Source organism: Pseudomonas sp. ICMP 8385 (assembly GCF_002699915.1).
Taxonomy (GTDB): Bacteria; Pseudomonadota; Gammaproteobacteria; order Pseudomonadales; family Pseudomonadaceae; genus Aquipseudomonas; species Aquipseudomonas gessardii.
Map to the genome: position 1 here is coordinate 1 of NZ_LKBY01000106.1, position 17,053 is coordinate 17,053.

Consider the following 17,053-nt stretch of genomic DNA (forward strand, 5'->3'; position numbering starts at 1 on the left):
GCGGAGCGCGCAGGCCGTAGGCCGGAGGCGTGAGGATGGAAGCCCGAAGGGCCAAGACCCGGCGTGCTTTTGGCCGGGGCTTGGTTCACGACAGCCGCCCCCCGAATGGGGGCACGCCCATAGCGCGCTGCCTCGTTTCCCCTAGCGTTTACTGGGGAATTACTCAAAAAAGAGTTGCCATACGTGTCAACTTTTGCAACCATGAACCCAGTCAGATGATCTTTGCGAGACCTGGCAAAGCGGCTCCTAACCGCGATGCCGAAAAAACCGCCCTCCTACGGCGGTTTTTTTTTGCCCATAGAAATGCTCGCCAACCCGTTTTGTGATGGCACAGCGACAGCGGAGCCGGTAAGATCGCCAGCAGTCAGTTGTGACGTGCGAGCCGGGTGGGGTGCTTCCCGTCTAAAGATTCACTGCCAGGGACGCGGGCGTAGGAACCCGCGCGGATTTGATCCCCGGTTAACACCAGCCCCGCCCGCGTCTCGCAAAGATCATCTGACAATGCTCTTGTCAGTGCCATGTGTTCCGGAAAAGCATTGATAGGGACAGAGGCCCCAATCGAGGTCTTTGGAGATGAAAAATTTCCTAAAGAATCTCTCTATTCAGGTGCTCGCAAAGCTCCTGGTAGAGGCGATTCGCGATAGTTGGAACGGCTAATACCTGACTGACGGAGAAAGCCCGCTGAGGCCTCGGCCAACGCGGGTTTTCTTTTGCCCGCTATTCGCCTCGCTCGTTGTCCAGCTGGTGCCATAAATCGTCCTCGATGAACTCCGCGTAACGGTCGGCCACCTCGGCGCAGCCGTTGCGGCCTAGATCGCTGGGGTGACCATCTGCGTCGTACGCCACACCAGAAAGCACCCTGAATTCCAGCTCGCGATATCCCTGTGCGTCCCAGTCGCTGGACCATAAGCCTGGGTTAGGATCGGCCTCGATCACATCCGTGATTTCACACTGGATAACACAGGCCTCGGCGTCGATATGAACCTCATACACAATCGCCTCCCGGCGCATCTTCGCCTGGTTACACAGGGTCGGTGTCGCTCTCCAGACTGATGGCCGATGCCGGCTTATCGTCCCTCAGAGCGATGTACACGGCGTGGCGAACTTTGCCGGCTGGGGTCAACTCGGCAAACTTCACCTCGCACACAAGCTGAGGCTCTACCCATACCACGACGCCGCCCTGCAGCTTGGGCGGCGTACGTAAAGCCGACGTTCTCCGTACCAATGGGCCGAGCCGATTTTTGAGCCTGTCCAGCTCGCGTCCGGTGAATCCCGACCTGACACGACCAGCGTACTGCAGCTGGCCAGCGTCATCATGCAGACCGATCAGCAGCGAGCCGATGCCGGCAGAGCTCCGGGTGTAGCCCAAGATCACGAACTCTTGCCGCTGCACGCATTTGAGCTTGATCCATGAGCCATCCCGCTCTCCGGCGTAGGTACTGCCCAACCGCTTGCCTACTATGCCCTCGATACCGAGCGCGCAAGCGCTGGCCAGCAAATGCGCCGGATCCGCTTCGAGGGTTTCTGAGAACCGCACCTGGTCAAGGTCGACCTGTTCCAGCAATACCCGTAGCAGGTTGCGGCGCTGCTCGACAGGCCGGGGTCTGAGGTCCACGCCGTCGATGAACAAGAGGTCGAAGGCGAAGTAGATCAAGCGGTCGGTGTCGCCGATGGCAAAGGCTTCCTGCAGGGACTGGAACGCTGGTCGGTCGTCGTCGTCTTGCACGACCACTTCACCATCTAACCAAGCGCCACGGATGGGAAGTGACTGCAGGTCCTGGGCAAGACGCGGCATCCGCTTCGTCCAGTCGTAACCGTTTTTAGTGAACAGAGCCACGCCGGCATCGATGCGGGCAAACATGCGGTAGCCATCGAACTTGATTTCGTAAGCCCAGTCGCCGGCTGGTGGCCGTGTCACCAAGGCCACCAGCTGCGGCTGGATGCGAGCAGGGACCGCACTTTTCTTGGTAGCCATGACACCTGCGCCTCAATGGCACTCGATATGGTGTGGATTCTCCTGCAGACGGAAAGATCCGCCTTTTGTCCAGGCGGCTCTAGCCGCGCCGTACGGCCTGCATTACTGTATATGCAAACAGTATCAATTCGGTGCCCCATGAACGTTGTATCTATTCAGCCCCTTCGAGACTCAAGCCAGCTCATTTCGGTACTCGCCGGAACAGCTGCAGGCGGCTTTCCCAGCCCTGCAGCTGATTACTATGAGCCGCCGATTTCCTTGGATGAGTTGCTGAATATTCGGGCGCCGCATGTTTGGATTGTGCGTGTCCAGGGCGAAAGCATGCGTGACGCGGGAATCTACGACGGCGGGGTGCTGATCGTAGACCGATCGATCACTGCTAGAACCGGCCAGATCGTTCTGGCCTACGTGGATAACCAACCGCTTGTGAAACGGCTGGCCAAGGCCCCCGATGATCGTTGGCTGTTGGAATCGGCCCACCCGGACTATAAAACCATCACCCCCGATCAGTACGGCTCGATTGATGTGTTCGGGGTTGTTACCTGGGACCTGACCAAGCATGTCTGCTGACAGCTCCCGACCTATCTTCGCCCTGGTAGACGTCAACTCGTTTTACTGCAGCTGCGAGCGCATTTTTAGACCGGAGCTGCGGCAGCGCCCGGTCGTCGTTTTAAGCAATTCGGACGGCTGCATCGTGGCCCGTACGAACGAGGCTAAAGCCCTCGGCTTGAAGATGGGCGATCCCTATTTCAAGGTACGCGGTTTCCTCGAACAGAATGGTGTCGCGGTGTTCAGCTCCAATTACACGCTCTATGGCGAATTGAGTTACCGCGTTGGCGTAGCCATCGCCTCCCTGGTACCCGATTGGGAGCGTTATTCCATTGACGAACTGTTCTGCAGGCTAGATGGCCTTCCCGAGCCGATCATTGATGTAGGCCGGGCCATTCAAGCCCGCGTCCTGCAATGGACGGCGCTGCCAGTGGGTGTGGGCATTGGGCATACGAAAACTTTGGCCAAGGCCGCGCAGCACGCCTCAAAAGTGTGGCGTGAGAAGACTGGCGGGGTAGTGGATCTGCGCAAACCAGAGGCGGTCGAATGGCTGCTCCGGCGAATGCCGGTTGATGAGGTTTGGGGTATCGGGCGCCGTATGCGCGACAACCTGGCCAGCGACGGGATCAGCACCGCTTGGGAACTATCGCAAGCGGATGCGCGGGCCATGGGTCGCAAATACAGTGTCGTACTGGAGCGGACCATTCGTGAGCTGGCAGGCGAGTCGTGCATGGACCTGGAACAGACCGCGCCGGCCAAGCAATCGATCTGTTCCAGCAAGATGTTTGGAAAGCGGGTTCACACGCTCAGAGAGCTTCAGGAAGCACTGGCGACCTACATTCACCGTGCCGCTGAAAAGCTGCGCATGCAGCGTTCGCTATGCGGCGCTCTACGCATTGGCATCCAGACTTCGTTTCATGGCGACGGACCCAAGTACGCGAACGCAGCGACGTGCATTCCGGCTTTCCCAACCGATGATGTGCGGCAGCTGACGAAATCTGCACTGCAGGCGGCAGCAGAGATCTACCGGCCTGGCTTTGCGTATAGCAAGGCCGAGGTGCTGCTGATGGACCTGCGCAAGCGGGGAGAGTACACGCAGGATCTTTTCAGCCCAAGCCAGCCGGAGCGCTCGGATGCGCTCATGGCAACGATGGACAAGATCAACCGCCGATGGGGGCATGACTGCTTGCGTACTGCAGCGGTCCCACTGACGCCTGACTGGGGCATGCGTCGTGCCCTGCTTAGCCCTAGTTACATGACCAGCTGGGATCAGTTGTGGACGGTGCAGTGTCGGTAATTCTCGCGTGCGAGAATTAGCTAAAGCTCGGCTTTAGCCTGGGCCGACAATCGCTTGCGCCGGGCGCCGATGCTGGCTCGCGAAACGCCTGCCAGCTTCGCCACCAGCGCATCAGGCACCTTGCCCAGCAAGTGATCGTAGCGGGACGCTACCGAAACACGCTTGTAGGGCTGAATGCCCAAGAAGGCGCAGCGCTGCATTATCACAGGGTACGGTACGCCGGTTTTCCGGCTGATCTCTGTCGGCGTCATGGTCGCAAACAATGATTCGTAACCCAGCAACGGGCCGTGAAAGTCTGGTACTGGATCTGGTGTTGCACTGCCTAGCAACGGCGGGATGGGTTCAAAGCCAAGCCCCTCACGTACGTCCTGCACCAGGTCCAAATCAACGCCGGCGAGCTGGGCGATCTCCTGGTCACTGACGTAGCCAAACAGCGGCTTATAGGGCCTCAGATCGTGCCCGATGGGCAGCACCTGCTTGCGTGGCGCGGGCCGGAAAAAGGGCAAGATGCCCAACGACTCGCGGTAGGCCTTGACGCTTTTGGCGTCCACGCCGCAGCGGGCAGCTATCGAGCTGTCTGCGACAAAGCCTAAGAGATCTTTGAAGGGTTCGATTTTTTTGCCGACAGACCATGGAGGAATCCCCAGTTGCTCACGGCGACGGCGCACGCGGTGCGGGGTCGAGCCGATCAACCGGGCCAGTTCAACGTCCTTGATCTGGCCCAACTTGCAGTCGTACAGCGCCCAGTCAATGGTGGTCATCTTAGGGGTGCCGAGCCGGGGGGAATGCGGGAATGCTCAAGCCTCGCGGGTCCGCACTGGCGTCCCACGACCACCATCCGGTTGGCCCGTAGTGCCGCGTGTAGTAGGCGCACTTCACTTCCTTGCGGGCCAGGTACTTCGGATCCTGACGCCCGTAAACTTCCATCGGTAGCTCCCTGCCGGCGCCTACGTCCATCAGCCAGAAATCGGGAAACACCTGTTCCTGATCCGCATCAAAACGCATCGGCTTGATGAATCTGCGCCCCTGATCGCGGAGCAACGCCTCGATCACCGCCTCATAACCCGACTCAACGGGTATCCACTCGTCACTGACAACCATCAGGGCCACATTGAGCGCTTGGGCTTTGCTGGGCACTGTGGGTTGATCTGTCTGGACAATGGCAATCACTCGGCGTCCTTCGCGCCATCCACGCAGCGCGGCGGCGTAGCTCCTGGCGGTCCTCTGCCATAGTTCTTCGTCCATGAGCAGCCGCGGTACTCCGTGGAAGCCAGCGATGGCGAGATAGCCGCTCATTGCGTGTTCGCGTTCTTCGGAGTGCGCCGCCAAGGGGGCGACGACGATTAGGCGGCGTTTGTTTCTGATCGCGCTGGCCACCTTTTGACTGTTGGCGTCGGCCTGCAGGCCAGCCGAACTCGTAGCAATGAGCAGAGCGTCACCAATGCGCATGCGCGAAGCGAGCATGCGGTCTGCAGCGTGCTGCAGACGGCTGTGAATCAGGCCGAGTCCGCGCTTGCCCGCCATACCTGGTACCCACTGGTTGAGGCCTGCTTCGCTCCAGAGCAAGTGGAGCAAGCCACACAAGGTCATCGCCGGTTTGGAAGGCTTGCTGCTCGATGGGGCAGGGGAAGTACCCTCCATCGGCTGGTTTTCTGCCGGATCCTTCTTGCGAAGCGAAAGGGTGAGCTTGATCTTGAGGTCGCCATCCTTGGTTTCTTCGACCACGCCCTTGCTGTAGGCACCTAATCCCGATTTGTCGGGATCAGGCGAGTAGTACAGGCAATCAAGCGCATGCTCGGCGCCGGTGTGCGGATAGCGGGACAGGTGAAACGAATCCTGTTCGGATCTGTGCCGTACGGCCAAGCGTCGAGTGCCTTTGCCTGGGCACAAGCAACGCACCAGGGCCTGGCCGTGTGCTTTCTGCAGTATGCCTTTCCACTGCACCGCATAGCCTGGCTGGGTCTGGTAGGCCTCGGAATACTGCTTGGCATTCTCGCCTTGTCCGATGCTTACCGGGTAACGTTGATCGGCCATCGCTGCTTCCTCCGTGTCGCTGTGAAATCTCCAGCGCTCGATGTACAATAAGCGCGTGGATTTTTGCTCCTTCGCAAAAACCTAGAAACCCGCAAGCATTGCCGTGCTGCGGGTTTCGTCTTTTATGGCCGCTCGGCCATTCAGGCTTTGAAGCCGCCCAGCTCGATGACTGGCGCAACCTGGGAAATATCGATCTGAGTGGTAGTGCCGTTAGCACTGCGAAATTCCATTTCCATCGACGGTGGCGCTTCGTGCTGCAGCTGCTCCACGCAGCGTTTATTCAGCAACTCAAAAAGCCATTCCGCATCATTGACCGCATCCACTGGATCACGCGGCAGCGCTTGCTGCAGGCTGTGTTTGAGCCAGTAAGAAGTGGTTGGATCAGCCAATGCGGCCGCAATATCGGCGTCTGCTTCGCTGGCCATCAATGCCTTGTTTGCAGGTTTGGTTGTGGCCTGGATGGCCAGCTGGTCGATGGCCACCAGCTCCTGCTTGGTCGCCTCATCCAAGCCACTGTCAAAGTGAACCAGCTGGGTCAGTCCGGTCAGTTGCCACCAGGCCGAAGAAATCCCTTCATTGCGGTCTGCCCCACTGGGCAATGCCAAAGCCCCGGTCAATTCCACCAGGTGTTGCTTGGCCGATTCGATAAGAGCCTGCTGCAGGCGCGCATAGCGTTCATCAGACATTTTCGGTTTCCTCGGTTGCTGACTTCTGCGCCGCATCGAGAGCGGCGACAACGGTGCAGTGGTCAAGCGACACAGCGCCTGACAAACCATCCACGAAGATGACGGCCTGGCCACACATCACCCACGCATTGCCCCTTGTTTCGGCGCGATGTGTTTCACCCTGCCCGTAAATTTCGGCGTAGCTGACCAGGGCACCATGCTTGTAGGTGGTGTTCCAGTCGTGGCACTGGGCCTTGGCGTGCAGCTCTTGCTGTTCAAAGCTCATGGTGGTTGGCTTCGGCATCGGGCTTTCCTTGCGTGTTAGGTGAATTGAATGAAGAAATAACCCGCATCGGCGCCTTGCGGTGCCTTACGGGCCTGCTGATCAAGAATGAGGTGGCCAATGCCATCCTCAAAGATGCCTTCGTACCGAGGCCCTATGTCCTCCAGCTCTGAGGCGTTTAGCTGTAGCAGCCACATGTAGCGGGAGCTGGGTTCATAAATCGGGTCCTGCAGAAAAGCAGGTCGGCCTGACACCTTGCTGATTTCCAGACCGAAATCATCGTCCTCCAGCTCGGCATCTTCCTCTGCCTCGGTGAATTCCTCCTTGCGGATGAATGCACGGTCGAGAATGAAGGCCGAGTCGGGTGGCGACAGCTCATGATCGGTGAGGGTGTGGAGAATCACCCTCGCATACCCGCTATCCCGTGCAGCTTGCAGCTCTGATTGCTGATGCACCGTGTATCGCCGCATGGTCGACAGGTTGAAACCGTTGGCCTTACGGTTCGGCGCAATGAACACCGTCATGGCCATGCCAGGCGGCAGGAAACTAACTGGCAATAAGGCCTCGGTGATCGTACAGAGCGGGGTCAGAGGAACCTTAGTGTCCGGCAATACCGGCCACAACGCAGGATCGTTCATCCGTACGCTGCCGCCGAATTGACCGATTCCTAGGTCCTCTTTGCTGAATGTGATTTTCCACATAGTCCCTCCTTGGCGTTTCTGGCGTCAGTTGCCGTGGGGGATAGAAGGCATATCCGGCAACATTCCTTCCAGTGATTCCTGCGCGGGTGGATCCATACCTGGCCCTGCAGGTAGCTGAATGTCGCCGTCTTCCATTGTCGGCAGCTGCTTGAGCTTGGCATCGCCCAAATCGGCCTGGTCCTCGGTCGATACCAGTACCCGAGCGTTAAACAGGGCGAACTGCAGGTTGTCCCTTTTATCCGCCCATGCAATTCGGCTGTTCACTACATAAGCGAGCGTCCCGCCACGTTGGCCACCGACGCTGATGGTCTGTATCCAGTTATGCTTGGTCAGAATGGCAATGGCTCGTTTGGTGGTAGCGACAGACGTTTCCATCAGCTTGGCCAGAGTGGCCTGACTGATGATCAGCGCACCTTGCTTGTCCATGTGTTGCACGAGGATGTGCATCAGTTGAGCAGCGCGGGGCGCTTGTGCTGTCAACGCAGCCCACGCTTCATGGCCAGCGCGTTCAGTCTGTACCCAAGTACCGCGCTGGGCCGGCTGCGCATAGGCGCGGATCTCGTTATTGTCACTGGCCATTAAGCCTCCTACGGTGTCGTTACGTGATCGATATCTTCCAGATTTGTTAGATATCGTTCATGAGTCACGCATACCCTAGCTCATCTGGTGAGCGATGGGTAGCTCATCCTTGCACGTTATCTTCCAAATCTTGTGAGATATCTCTCACACATGAGCTAGGGGTAGCTCATCGAGGGGGGTAGCTCATACTGTGAGCTAACCTAGCTCACGGATGATGAGCTAGGGGTAGGTCATAGATAGTGAGCGATGGTCGCTCACAGATCATGATCGGAGGTTCGTGCATAGTATGAGCGAGGTGCTGCCCTGCAGGCCGCGAATTACAAGGCCCGGCAAGTCGTCGTTCTTATGATCTCCTAACCCCAGCTGCATTTGCTTTGGCTGTTAGGGCCTCAAAGTCGCCTGCCGGCGGCGGCCAGTCGTGAATGGCTGACAGACTCCGGCTGCGCCTGCGCTAGTCACCCATTCCCGCCCGGCTCGACTGACAGCTCATCACGAATACGCATCACGGTGGTGGTTGAACAGTTCGCGTGCCTGGCAGTAGCGCGAATCCCGAGGTTCGCGCCCAGTAGCTCACGCACCCGCTTGCGCAGGTCCTCGTTCACTGGTCTGCCCTTGTACACACCAGCTGCTTTCGCTTTGACGATGCCCTGACTCTGCCGCTCCCGCCGCTGCTGATAATCCTTGCGGGCAATTGCCGCCATCATGTCGATCATCATGTAGTTGATAGCCGACAGCATCCTGTCTGTGAATTCATCGTTGGTGGGCAGGGTCATGCCCTGGTGACTGGTAGGGAGGTCGATAGCGACGATACGCAGACCGCGCTGGTCAATCGCGGCCCTGAGTTCCCGCCAATCCTGATCACCCATGCGCGATAGTCGATCAATGCTCTCCACCAGCAACACATCGCCTCGCTTGGCGTCTTTCAGCAAGCGGATGAGTTCTGGCCGGTTGGCATGGGAGCCGCTGGCGTTCTCCATGTAACTGGCCGCAATGGCGAGGCCGAAGCCGGCGACGAATGCTTCCAGCTGATCACGGGCGCGGCTAGCGTCCTGATCATCGGTCGAAGCTCGTAGGTAAGCGCGGATGAACATTGGGAATACCGTATCAGTATGGGTGTACTCAAATCAGTGTATCAGAATGGGTGTATTTTTTGTTTCCGAGCCGAAGGGGCAGGGCAGGGCATCCCTGTATCATATGGGGTATACCCATTTGTGACGATATAGTTTCCCGGTCCCCGAAGTGACGAATGCGAGGGTTGGGCGCCTGGCCAGCCGCCTAGCCCGTGGGCGCAATGTCAGTCAATTCGTCACTTTAGGGACCGGTCCATTCGTCACTCCAGGGACCTGGATCAGCCTTGCAGTTTGCTGAATTCGCGATACAACCGCGCCAAGAGAGGTTGAGCGGCTTCCAACTCGGCCAGTTCTGCCGAGGTAACTTTTCGACGTTCCAAAGCGCTTACCACGGGTGCTGCCAGCTTCTTGGCTTCTTCCTCGCCGAAGTCTTTGACCCATTGGTCATATCCGCCTGGGTATCGGCCCTGTTCTCCGGCCTGACGCAGATCAAACAGCGCCTGGTCATCCTCCTGGTGCGCGTGCTTCAACTGCTCAGTCCATTTCTTTCGGTCTGACAGCTCAGGGCCGAAGATTTCGAGCAGCCGGGTATCGGCCAACGTACGCAGTGAACGGTTGATACCCGCCAAGCTTTCCTGCAATGGCTGCAGCAGCTGGGCGAGATCCTTATCGGTTGGGGTGGTCATGGTTCAACGTCCTTGGTGGTCATGGAATGTGTCTGCCAGTACCGAAGCCGTTCGGCGTCGGCCTCCAGCACGAAGCGATCAATCATTTCGGCAGGTGCGCAGATCTGCGCGCACCGCCAGCCCTCCGGGGTCTGTGTCAGGTAACTGGAATAGATCTTGTCGCGGATGGCCAAGGCGCGCTGCTTGGTAAGTCCGTGCGCATTGGCGACCGCGACAAGGCCCTTGCCTTCGACCAGGATCTCGAAGGCTACGTCGAGGCTGCGTGAGTGCATTTTCGACTTGGTGCGGATCCGCTCGAATTCCTCTCGGGGGATCCGCAGGTCCTGGTCAGGATGCCGGGCGGTCATTCAGAGTCTTTCCATCGCTCGGCCAGCTGCGCACGGGCTTTCTCCAACTCGGCCTTGAGGTAGGTGTTTTCCGAGGTGAGGGTTTCCACCTGTGCTGACAGCACAGCGTTTGCCTCGCGCAGTTTGCCCAACTGGTCATCGAGCAGGGTTTGCTGGGTCGAGTTCGCCGGTGCGCCTTTATCGGATCCTTTCTTGGATCCGCCGTTATGTACGCGGAGGGCTTTGGTGTTGCGCAATGTGGTGCGGACCTCCTGGCGGAGGTTCAGGTCTTCATTGCCCTCTGCGCGCTCCAGTAGATCCGCAGCAGCTTGCGGGTCCAGTTTATCGAGGCGGCTGATATCGTTGACCGTCGAGATATCCGCAGTGATGCCACGGGCGACCGCCTCGCGGCCTGCGCCTTCCTTGGTGACGTTCACCAGATAGGAAAGGCGTTCAGCCACCCAGTTTATCCCTTTGGACCATTCAGCAGCGACCTTCTCCAGGGTGCCGAGCCTGTCCTTGTCTTCCTGCAGGGCAAGTGCCAGTTCCAGCTGAGTGAGGTTTTCGCTGTGAACGTTTTCGGACCGCTGAATGCGCTTCGCTTGAGCATCGGTGAGGTCTTTCACCGTCACTTCGACCAGCACACCCGCAATGATGCACGCCCTATAACGGCGTTCACCGGCAACCATCAGGTACTTGAAGCCTGACTCAGGGTTTGGGTGCAGTCGTATTACGCAGGGTTCGATCTGGCCGTTTACCAGAATGTCGTCCGCCAGTTCCCGCAGCGATTCCTCAGAGAATCCTGGGTTGTCTTGGCTACGGATCTGCTTCACACACTCGATTTCGCCAGGGTTGACCTTTTCAATCAGCGCACCTTCGTTGGCCGGGCGCTTTTGAAAGTCGGAAAGCTTTTTGGCCGTCGCCGCAACTGCACGACCAAAGGAGTTTTTCTTCTCCGTCATGATTCAATCCTCACTCCGCAAAGACCTTGCTAAGCACCGCTGCGCAGGCCCGTTTCATTTCTTTACCCGCATCCCGCTGACTCCCGCTGCGAGCTTTACGCCACACAGGGTTGCCGGCTGCCAGAGATTTGTTGATGCAGGGGCGGTGGGTGATTTGTTCGTTGAACATGGCCTCGCCGTGTTCCTCGCGAAGGCTCGGCAAGATCTCCAGTTCTTCGCTTGAGCGGCTATTGATGAGGTTCGGCAAGAAACCTAGGAAACGCAGGCCCGGGTTGTATTGATCCTGCACAGTTTCAATTGTGGCCATCAGCTTCGGCATGCGAGCCAGCGTGAATGCGCTGATGTTGAACGGAGTGACAACTGAGTCAGAAGCCGCTAGGGCGGCAATCATGCGGCGCTGCAGGTTCGGCGGAGTATCGATCAAGCAAAGGTCGAACTCGTCATTGAAGCGGTCCAGAGCCTTGGCGAGATTGGTTACAACGTCCAGCTCCATATCATCCACATCCAGCAGCGCTACGTCGGCCTCGATCAGCCAGATGTTGGGCGCAACCTGGCGCGGGACGAAGCCGGCGTGCTCGTCAGTGAAAAGCTGACTGGCCATGAGGTAGGGCGTATCGTCGCCATCCTCGATAGGGGGGAAGAACTGCGACAGGTCGCTTTCGTCCAGGTCGAGTACAAGCACACGTTTACCTTGTTCTGCTGCATAGCAGGCCAGGTGGGCTTCAAGGGTGGTTTTGCCAACGCCACCCTTTTGGTTCGCAACGGCAGTGCGTTTCATGGTGACCTTCCTATGATCTCCGGTGGAGCAGTGGATTGAACGTGGGATCATGCTTGCATCAGTAAACCCCATAGTCAACCCCTAAAAAGGGTTTACTAGATTTTCTCGCATGCGGGAAATTGATAAGGGTCACGGATCAGCGCTGTGGCTTTCTCGCATGCGAGAAAGGTAGGGAAGGGAGTTGCTACACTGCGCGCACGTCAACATGTGTCGTACGGGATGGTTTCCTTGCGTACAGATCCTGTTGGCCAGGGTGGCAGTTCGGGGCGGCTCCCAGCTGCCACCTGACCACCCTCCAAAGCCCGTCCTAGACCGTTCGTCGGGCAATCTGAGCAAAACGTATTTCTCGTTGTCTTCTGCGCGAGGTGTCTCATCCCCGAAACACCTTGTTACCCGGCACGAAGCCGGCGTCCGTGCATTGCAGATGCCAGAAATATGGATATTTCCTTTTCAAATCAAAGACCTATTCAAATCACACCCTTACCAGGCGTTAGCCAGGGGCTTGGCCGTTCGTCGCCGAATGTGATGGATCCGATATTTCTCACAGTGAAACCTTGATTTCGTGAAATGAAAGGCATATCTTAAACCACGAAACACGGATTTCATGGATCAAAACTCGAAAGAGGGAAGAAATGCGAGGTGGGATCTAGAACAAAATCGAAGAGGACTCCAGTATCGCCCCTGTATTTGGCCAAGAGCTGCCCAGGGGAAGAGATGCAGAGCCTAGAGAAGAAAGATCTGGCGGTTTTCGCCGTCGCCCAGCCGGATTACCGAGTAATCCTTAATGAAAGGCAGGAAAGCGACGGTCGGAAATGGGAATTAATCATTGAGAGCCCTTCAACGGGACAACGCTTCAACGTAGTAACCTCGTTAGGGAAAACACGGTTATTTAAGAATGCCGATACTGCTATCGACTTCATAAAGGATACCTGCCCTAACAATCCTAATAAGGCAATAACCGTAACGTACGGGGGTTCCCCGTCATGATCAAAGAGGCAATGGTATGCAACTCTCTGCTCGCAAAACTCAACGCAACGTAGGTATCAACGACAAACAAACCTGGCGGACCTGGCTCAAGGACAAAGCCACTGCAACTCTGAAACAAGTTCTCTCGCAAAAGACTCCATCGCACAAGGCATTGATGCGCGATGACTGGATGGCCAAGGCCACCAAGATCGCAGTGTTGGGGTCGCTGTTCTCCTTCGCAATCCTCCCTGAAATCGCCAACGCGGCAATGGATTTCAGCGGCCTGAAAAACCTGGCCAAGGACGTAGTGTCCTTCCTCATCTTTGATATCGGCTACTACCTGGGCATCGCAGCCATTGCGTTCTGCGGTTTCCAGGCCAAGTCGGGCCGTATGTCGTGGGGCCAGTTCGGCTGGGCTGTTGCCGGCGTGTTCCTGGTGTTCTTCTCGCCAAACCTGGTCGATACCATCAAAACCGGTGCGCAAACCGCACTGAAGTGAGGTAAGCGATGGCCGAGTACGACGACCTTGAAGAAGGTGAAGTGCTCGTATTGGCAATGGCCCGGCCTTCAATGGTCGGACCATTCACATTGTCGAGCATTCTTATAAGTCTGATAGCACCTGTGCTGTTAGCACTGTTGATTCGATCACTGTACCCGTTGGGTCTTATCCCAGTCTTGTTTGTCATTTCGTATTGGATATGCAGTAAAGACGTATATCTATTCGGAGTTTTACAGGCAGCAAGTAACTTGAAGGCATCGCGGTTACGCAAACTTTGGGGGTATCGCAGTTATGCGCCTCGTTGATAAGGCATTCAAAAAGCTGACGCGAAATATGGATCTTTCGCTTGGTGTTCAGCATCCAGAAGCTGCGGCACTGGATGATGATGAAATGCTGGTGAGCGCAATGGTGCCGTATGACGTCCACTACGATGACGAAACCGTTATCACCAGCGAGGAAGCGCTGGTCCAAGTCATCAAAGTGGACGGCCTCTTGTTCGACTCGCTTTCTGCCGAGCAGATCAAGCGCTTCGAGCAGCAGCGCAACACTGTGTTCCGCACCATCGCAAGCAGTGACCTGACTGTCTACGTCACGTTCGTGCGCCGCAAGGTGACCGACTTTCCTGATGGCGTAGGCGGTACCTGGTTCTCCCAGCAGTTCAACAAGCGTCTTCGCCAGCGCTACGAGAGCCGTGGTTTCTACATCAACGATATCTACATTTCGTTGGTAAGAAGGCGTTTTCGTGCGGGTATGCCTGGTCTGATGGATCGGGCTATCGCGCTGATGACCGGTACCGAGGCCACCAAGAATGAAGCGGAATCGCTGGATGCGATGGCCGACTCGCTCTACAAGGCCTCCAACCTGGTGCTGCGTAGCCTGGCTGACTACGGTACTCGCCGGCTACGGGTGCAGCGTCATCCTGAGCCGCGTATGGGCCGTATTGATCGTGAAACCGCGTTCAACGCCGTGCAGCGTTTCCAGCTGCAGTGGCATGACTTCAAGGCAACGGTTGGTGATCACGAAGTCTACGAAGCGGAAGCCGTGCATGACTTCCTGGGTGAGGAATTCTGCGAGCTGAGCAGTTTCTTCAACTACCTGATCAACCTCGACAACCGCAAGGTGCCCGTGTCGGACCTGCTGATCAGAGAGTCGCTGCCATACGCCCGGCTGAATTTCCGGGTCCTGGCCAACATGTGCGAGATCCGTGGCAGCACCGAGTCGAAAATCGGCGCGATGCTAAGCATGGGCGAGTGGCCGCGCCGTACACCGTCGCGCATGCTCGACAAGTTCCTGCAGCAGCCGGTGGAGTTCATCATCACCCAGTCGTTCACCTTCCAGAACCGGATTGAGGCTGAGCAGGGGATGCTGGATGAAACCCGTCGCATGACCGTGGACGACAAGCACAACATTTCTGAGGACGACCAGAAGGAACTGAAACAAGGTATCAGCGACCTCCGCCGTGGCAATGCGGTCAATGGTGCGCATCACCTGACCATTTTCGTGCATGTGCCATCGCTGCCAATGAATACCGAGGCAAACCGGGAGATCAACCGCAAGCGCCTGGATCATGCGGTTGGGCTGGTGGAAGGTTGCTTTGTTGAAATGCTGGTCAAGCCAGTGCGTGAATGGTTCGCTCTGGAAACCTTCTTCTGGTCGCAACTACCGGGCCAGAAAGAAGCGCTGATCGGTCGACGCGGCAAGATCAAGTCCAGCAACTTCGCCGGGTTTGCATCCTTGCACAACTACGCCCGGGGCCGTCGCGATGGCAACCTGTGGGGGCCTGCGATCACCGCCTTTGAGACGGAGAGCTACACGCAATACAACTTCAATTTCCACCGTGAAATGGAAGGCATGGTAGCGGGCCATTTAGGCATGGCGGCTGATACCGGCATGGGTAAAACCACGCTGCTGACCCTGCTGATCTCCGAGGCAGACAAGGCTGAGCCGCTGGTGTTCTGGTTCGACAACCGCTTTGGGGCAAAGGTGTTCATGAAGGCTATGGGCGGCGTTCACACCACGCTTTCCCCGCACAGCAACATGCGCTGGAACCCGCTCAAGCTGCCCGATACGCCGGAGAACCGTGCGTACCTGGTCGATTGGCAAGTGCAGATGCGCGAGTGCTACGCCTCGACGCCGACCAGTGCCGAAGACATTACCCGGTTCAAGGCAGCAGTGGAGGAGAACTACGGTCTGCCGCTTGCTGATCGCCGTCTGCGTAATGTGGTCTGGACCTACGGCCAGGGCGAACTGGCCGACATTATGGCCATCTGGCATGGCGCCAAAGGTGTTACCGGCGCTAATGCGGGTGTGTTCGACAATGCCGAGGACTCCATCGACTTCTCGCAAGCGCGGCACTACTGCTTTGAAATGATGGAGCTGCTCAAGGGGGGTGAAGCCCGTCCCGAGCTGCCTGTCGTGATGAGCTACCCGCTGCATCGGATCGAGCAGGCCATGAATGGCCGCCCGTTCATCCTGGTACTGGAAGAAGGCCAGAACCTGGTCAAGAACGAGTTTTGGCGCAAGAAAATCGACAACTTCATCATGCAGATCCGCCGTAAGAACGGGCTGATTATCTTCGTGACGCCGGATGCCAAGTATTTCCGCAGCGAAACGGACTCCATCGATAAGCAGACCGTCACCAAGATCTACCTGGCCAGCGACCAGGTGAAAGATGAAGACCATGAAAACCTGACGGTGGCCGAGCGGGAATGGCTACGCAAGCTCAACCCGAAGGAACACAAATTCTTGATCCGTCGTGGTCGGGAATCGGTGCGGGCTTGTTTCGATCTCTCGTCGGATAACCCTGATGAGGACCTGTCCGACTTTATCCCGGTCCTGTCCTCGAATGACGTTGGTGTCGCCCTGATGGATCAGATCATCGAGCGCCTTGGCACCGACGATCCATCGGTCTGGGTACCTGTGTTCATGCAGGAAGCCAAGGCCAAAAACACCCACAACTTGAAGGCGGTTCGATGATGACAACTATCAAGAAACTCGGCTTGGCAATCGCCGTTTCCGTGGCTATATCCGGCCAGGCCTCCGCAACCGGTGTGCCTACTGGTGACGCTGGCACCTGGGCGGCTCTGGCGCAGAACCTGGCTGTGCTGCAACAGCAGTACCAGACGCTGAAAGACCAGTACGAGACGCAGGGCAACATCCTGAACAACCTGCAGGGTGCATACGGTCGCGGCGCGATTGGCCTGAACGAGTCGATTAACTCGGCCTCGGTCGTACCTGGCTCTTGGCAAGAGGTGGTGTCTCGGCAGAACAGCGGCGCTTACGGAAGCAAGCAGAGCTACTACGAGCAGTTGATCAACACTTTGCCGCAGGAGCTGTTCACCGCACCGGAAAGCAATCGTGCCAAGGACTACCAGCTCAGTTCTAACTCGGTTGTGGCTGCGCTGTCCGCAGGTGATGCGCTTTACAGCGAAGTGCAGGTCCATCTGAACAACTTGGCCACCCTGTCCCAGCAAGTGGACCTGACGACCAACGCCAAGGATGCTGCCGACCTGCAGAACCGCATCGCCACTGAAAACGGCATGTTGACCTCGGCCCAATCGAAGCTGCAGGCCCTGAACATGAACCTGCAAGCGAACCTGGCCAACCAGGAAAACCAGGCTACGGCACAGAACGAACAGTTCTTCCGCTGGAAGGACGAAAACTGATTCTCGCGTGCGAGAAAG

Annotated in this window: 19 protein-coding genes; 6 read left to right on the top strand and 13 right to left on the bottom strand. The window is 57.4% G+C overall.

All coding sequences use genetic code 11. The features are described from left to right. Window positions 1–717: 717 nt before the first annotated feature. Window positions 718–993, bottom strand: coding sequence for a hypothetical protein (locus tag AO268_RS18240; RefSeq protein WP_141562827.1), 276 nt, complete (start codon window positions 991–993; stop codon window positions 718–720). A gap of 28 nt (window positions 994–1,021) precedes the next feature. Further along, entirely contained in the window at window positions 1,022–1,975 is a 954-nt protein-coding gene (gene ligD, locus AO268_RS18245; RefSeq protein WP_050516192.1) for a non-homologous end-joining DNA ligase, read from the bottom strand. A 138-nt stretch (window positions 1,976–2,113) separates the two neighbouring features. Here ligD and AO268_RS18250 point away from each other — a divergent pair, with 138 nt between their 5' ends. Both AO268_RS18250 and AO268_RS18255 read left to right on the top strand, forming a co-directional pair. Then, window positions 2,114–2,545 carry a LexA family protein gene (locus AO268_RS18250; RefSeq protein ID WP_042857716.1) on the top strand — a complete coding sequence of 144 codons (432 nt, stop codon included), beginning with the start codon at window positions 2,114–2,116 and terminating at the stop codon, window positions 2,543–2,545. Further along, complete coding sequence (locus AO268_RS18255) at window positions 2,535–3,821, top strand: Y-family DNA polymerase (RefSeq protein WP_047710206.1); 1,287 nt, start codon at window positions 2,535–2,537, stop codon at window positions 3,819–3,821. The genes AO268_RS18250 and AO268_RS18255 overlap by 11 nt, the downstream gene beginning before the upstream one ends. 20 nt (window positions 3,822–3,841) lie before the next feature. On the opposite strand, the gene AO268_RS18260 is transcribed toward AO268_RS18255, so the two are convergent. The 11 genes from AO268_RS18260 to AO268_RS18310 form a co-directional block, all read right to left on the bottom strand. After that, window positions 3,842–4,582, bottom strand: coding sequence for a hypothetical protein (locus AO268_RS18260; protein WP_223625432.1), 741 nt, complete (start codon window positions 4,580–4,582; stop codon window positions 3,842–3,844). Window position 4,583: 1 nt separating this feature from the next. Beyond that, a complete protein-coding gene (locus AO268_RS18265) occupies window positions 4,584–5,855 on the bottom strand; it encodes a DUF1173 family protein (RefSeq protein ID WP_047710225.1) in 1,272 nt (423 codons plus the stop codon). Between the two features lie 140 nt (window positions 5,856–5,995). After that, window positions 5,996–6,541 carry a hypothetical protein gene (locus AO268_RS18270; RefSeq protein WP_042857714.1) on the bottom strand — a complete coding sequence of 182 codons (546 nt, stop codon included), beginning with the start codon at window positions 6,539–6,541 and terminating at the stop codon, window positions 5,996–5,998. Continuing rightward, window positions 6,534–6,824, bottom strand: coding sequence for a hypothetical protein (locus AO268_RS18275; RefSeq protein ID WP_223625427.1), 291 nt, complete (start codon window positions 6,822–6,824; stop codon window positions 6,534–6,536). The genes AO268_RS18270 and AO268_RS18275 overlap by 8 nt, the downstream gene beginning before the upstream one ends. Window positions 6,825–6,841: 17 nt before the next feature. Next, entirely contained in the window at window positions 6,842–7,504 is a 663-nt protein-coding gene (locus AO268_RS18280) for a hypothetical protein (RefSeq protein ID WP_047710205.1), read from the bottom strand. Window positions 7,505–7,528: 24 nt separating this feature from the next. Next, window positions 7,529–8,083, bottom strand: a complete 555-nt coding sequence (locus AO268_RS18285) for a helix-turn-helix domain-containing protein (protein ID WP_050516190.1) — start codon at window positions 8,081–8,083, stop codon at window positions 7,529–7,531. 455 nt (window positions 8,084–8,538) lie between these two features. Continuing rightward, complete coding sequence (locus AO268_RS18290) at window positions 8,539–9,174, bottom strand: recombinase family protein (protein WP_047710204.1); 636 nt, start codon at window positions 9,172–9,174, stop codon at window positions 8,539–8,541. Between the two features lie 257 nt (window positions 9,175–9,431). Next, window positions 9,432–9,839 (bottom strand): hypothetical protein, encoded by a 408-nt coding sequence (locus tag AO268_RS18295; RefSeq protein ID WP_042857711.1) that lies wholly within the window; start codon window positions 9,837–9,839, stop codon window positions 9,432–9,434. Continuing rightward, window positions 9,836–10,186, bottom strand: coding sequence for a TrfB-related DNA-binding protein (locus AO268_RS18300; RefSeq protein WP_028691929.1), 351 nt, complete (start codon window positions 10,184–10,186; stop codon window positions 9,836–9,838). The genes AO268_RS18295 and AO268_RS18300 overlap by 4 nt, the downstream gene beginning before the upstream one ends. Next, window positions 10,183–11,127, bottom strand: coding sequence for a ParB/RepB/Spo0J family partition protein (locus AO268_RS18305; protein ID WP_047710203.1), 945 nt, complete (start codon window positions 11,125–11,127; stop codon window positions 10,183–10,185). Before AO268_RS18305 ends, AO268_RS18300 begins: the two co-directional genes overlap by 4 nt. 10 nt (window positions 11,128–11,137) lie before the next feature. Then, a complete protein-coding gene (locus tag AO268_RS18310; protein WP_028691931.1) occupies window positions 11,138–11,905 on the bottom strand; it encodes a ParA family protein in 768 nt (255 codons plus the stop codon). A 1,003-nt stretch (window positions 11,906–12,908) separates the two neighbouring features. On the opposite strand from AO268_RS18310, the gene AO268_RS18320 reads away from it, so the two are divergent. The 4 genes from AO268_RS18320 to AO268_RS18335 are packed head-to-tail and all read left to right on the top strand — an operon-like array spanning window position 12,909 to window position 17,035. Next, window positions 12,909–13,370, top strand: a complete 462-nt coding sequence (locus tag AO268_RS18320) for a TrbC/VirB2 family protein (RefSeq protein WP_047710201.1) — start codon at window positions 12,909–12,911, stop codon at window positions 13,368–13,370. Window positions 13,371–13,378: 8 nt separating this feature from the next. Continuing rightward, window positions 13,379–13,675, top strand: coding sequence for a VirB3 family type IV secretion system protein (locus AO268_RS33800; protein ID WP_011005967.1), 297 nt, complete (start codon window positions 13,379–13,381; stop codon window positions 13,673–13,675). Continuing rightward, window positions 13,662–16,346 (top strand): type VI secretion protein, encoded by a 2,685-nt coding sequence (locus tag AO268_RS18330; protein WP_050516189.1) that lies wholly within the window; start codon window positions 13,662–13,664, stop codon window positions 16,344–16,346. Before AO268_RS33800 ends, AO268_RS18330 begins: the two co-directional genes overlap by 14 nt. Continuing rightward, on the top strand, window positions 16,343–17,035 hold the full coding sequence (locus AO268_RS18335; RefSeq protein WP_042857707.1) for a type IV secretion system protein: 693 nt from the start codon (window positions 16,343–16,345) through the stop codon (window positions 17,033–17,035). Before AO268_RS18330 ends, AO268_RS18335 begins: the two co-directional genes overlap by 4 nt. The last annotated feature ends 18 nt before the right edge of the window (window positions 17,036–17,053 follow it).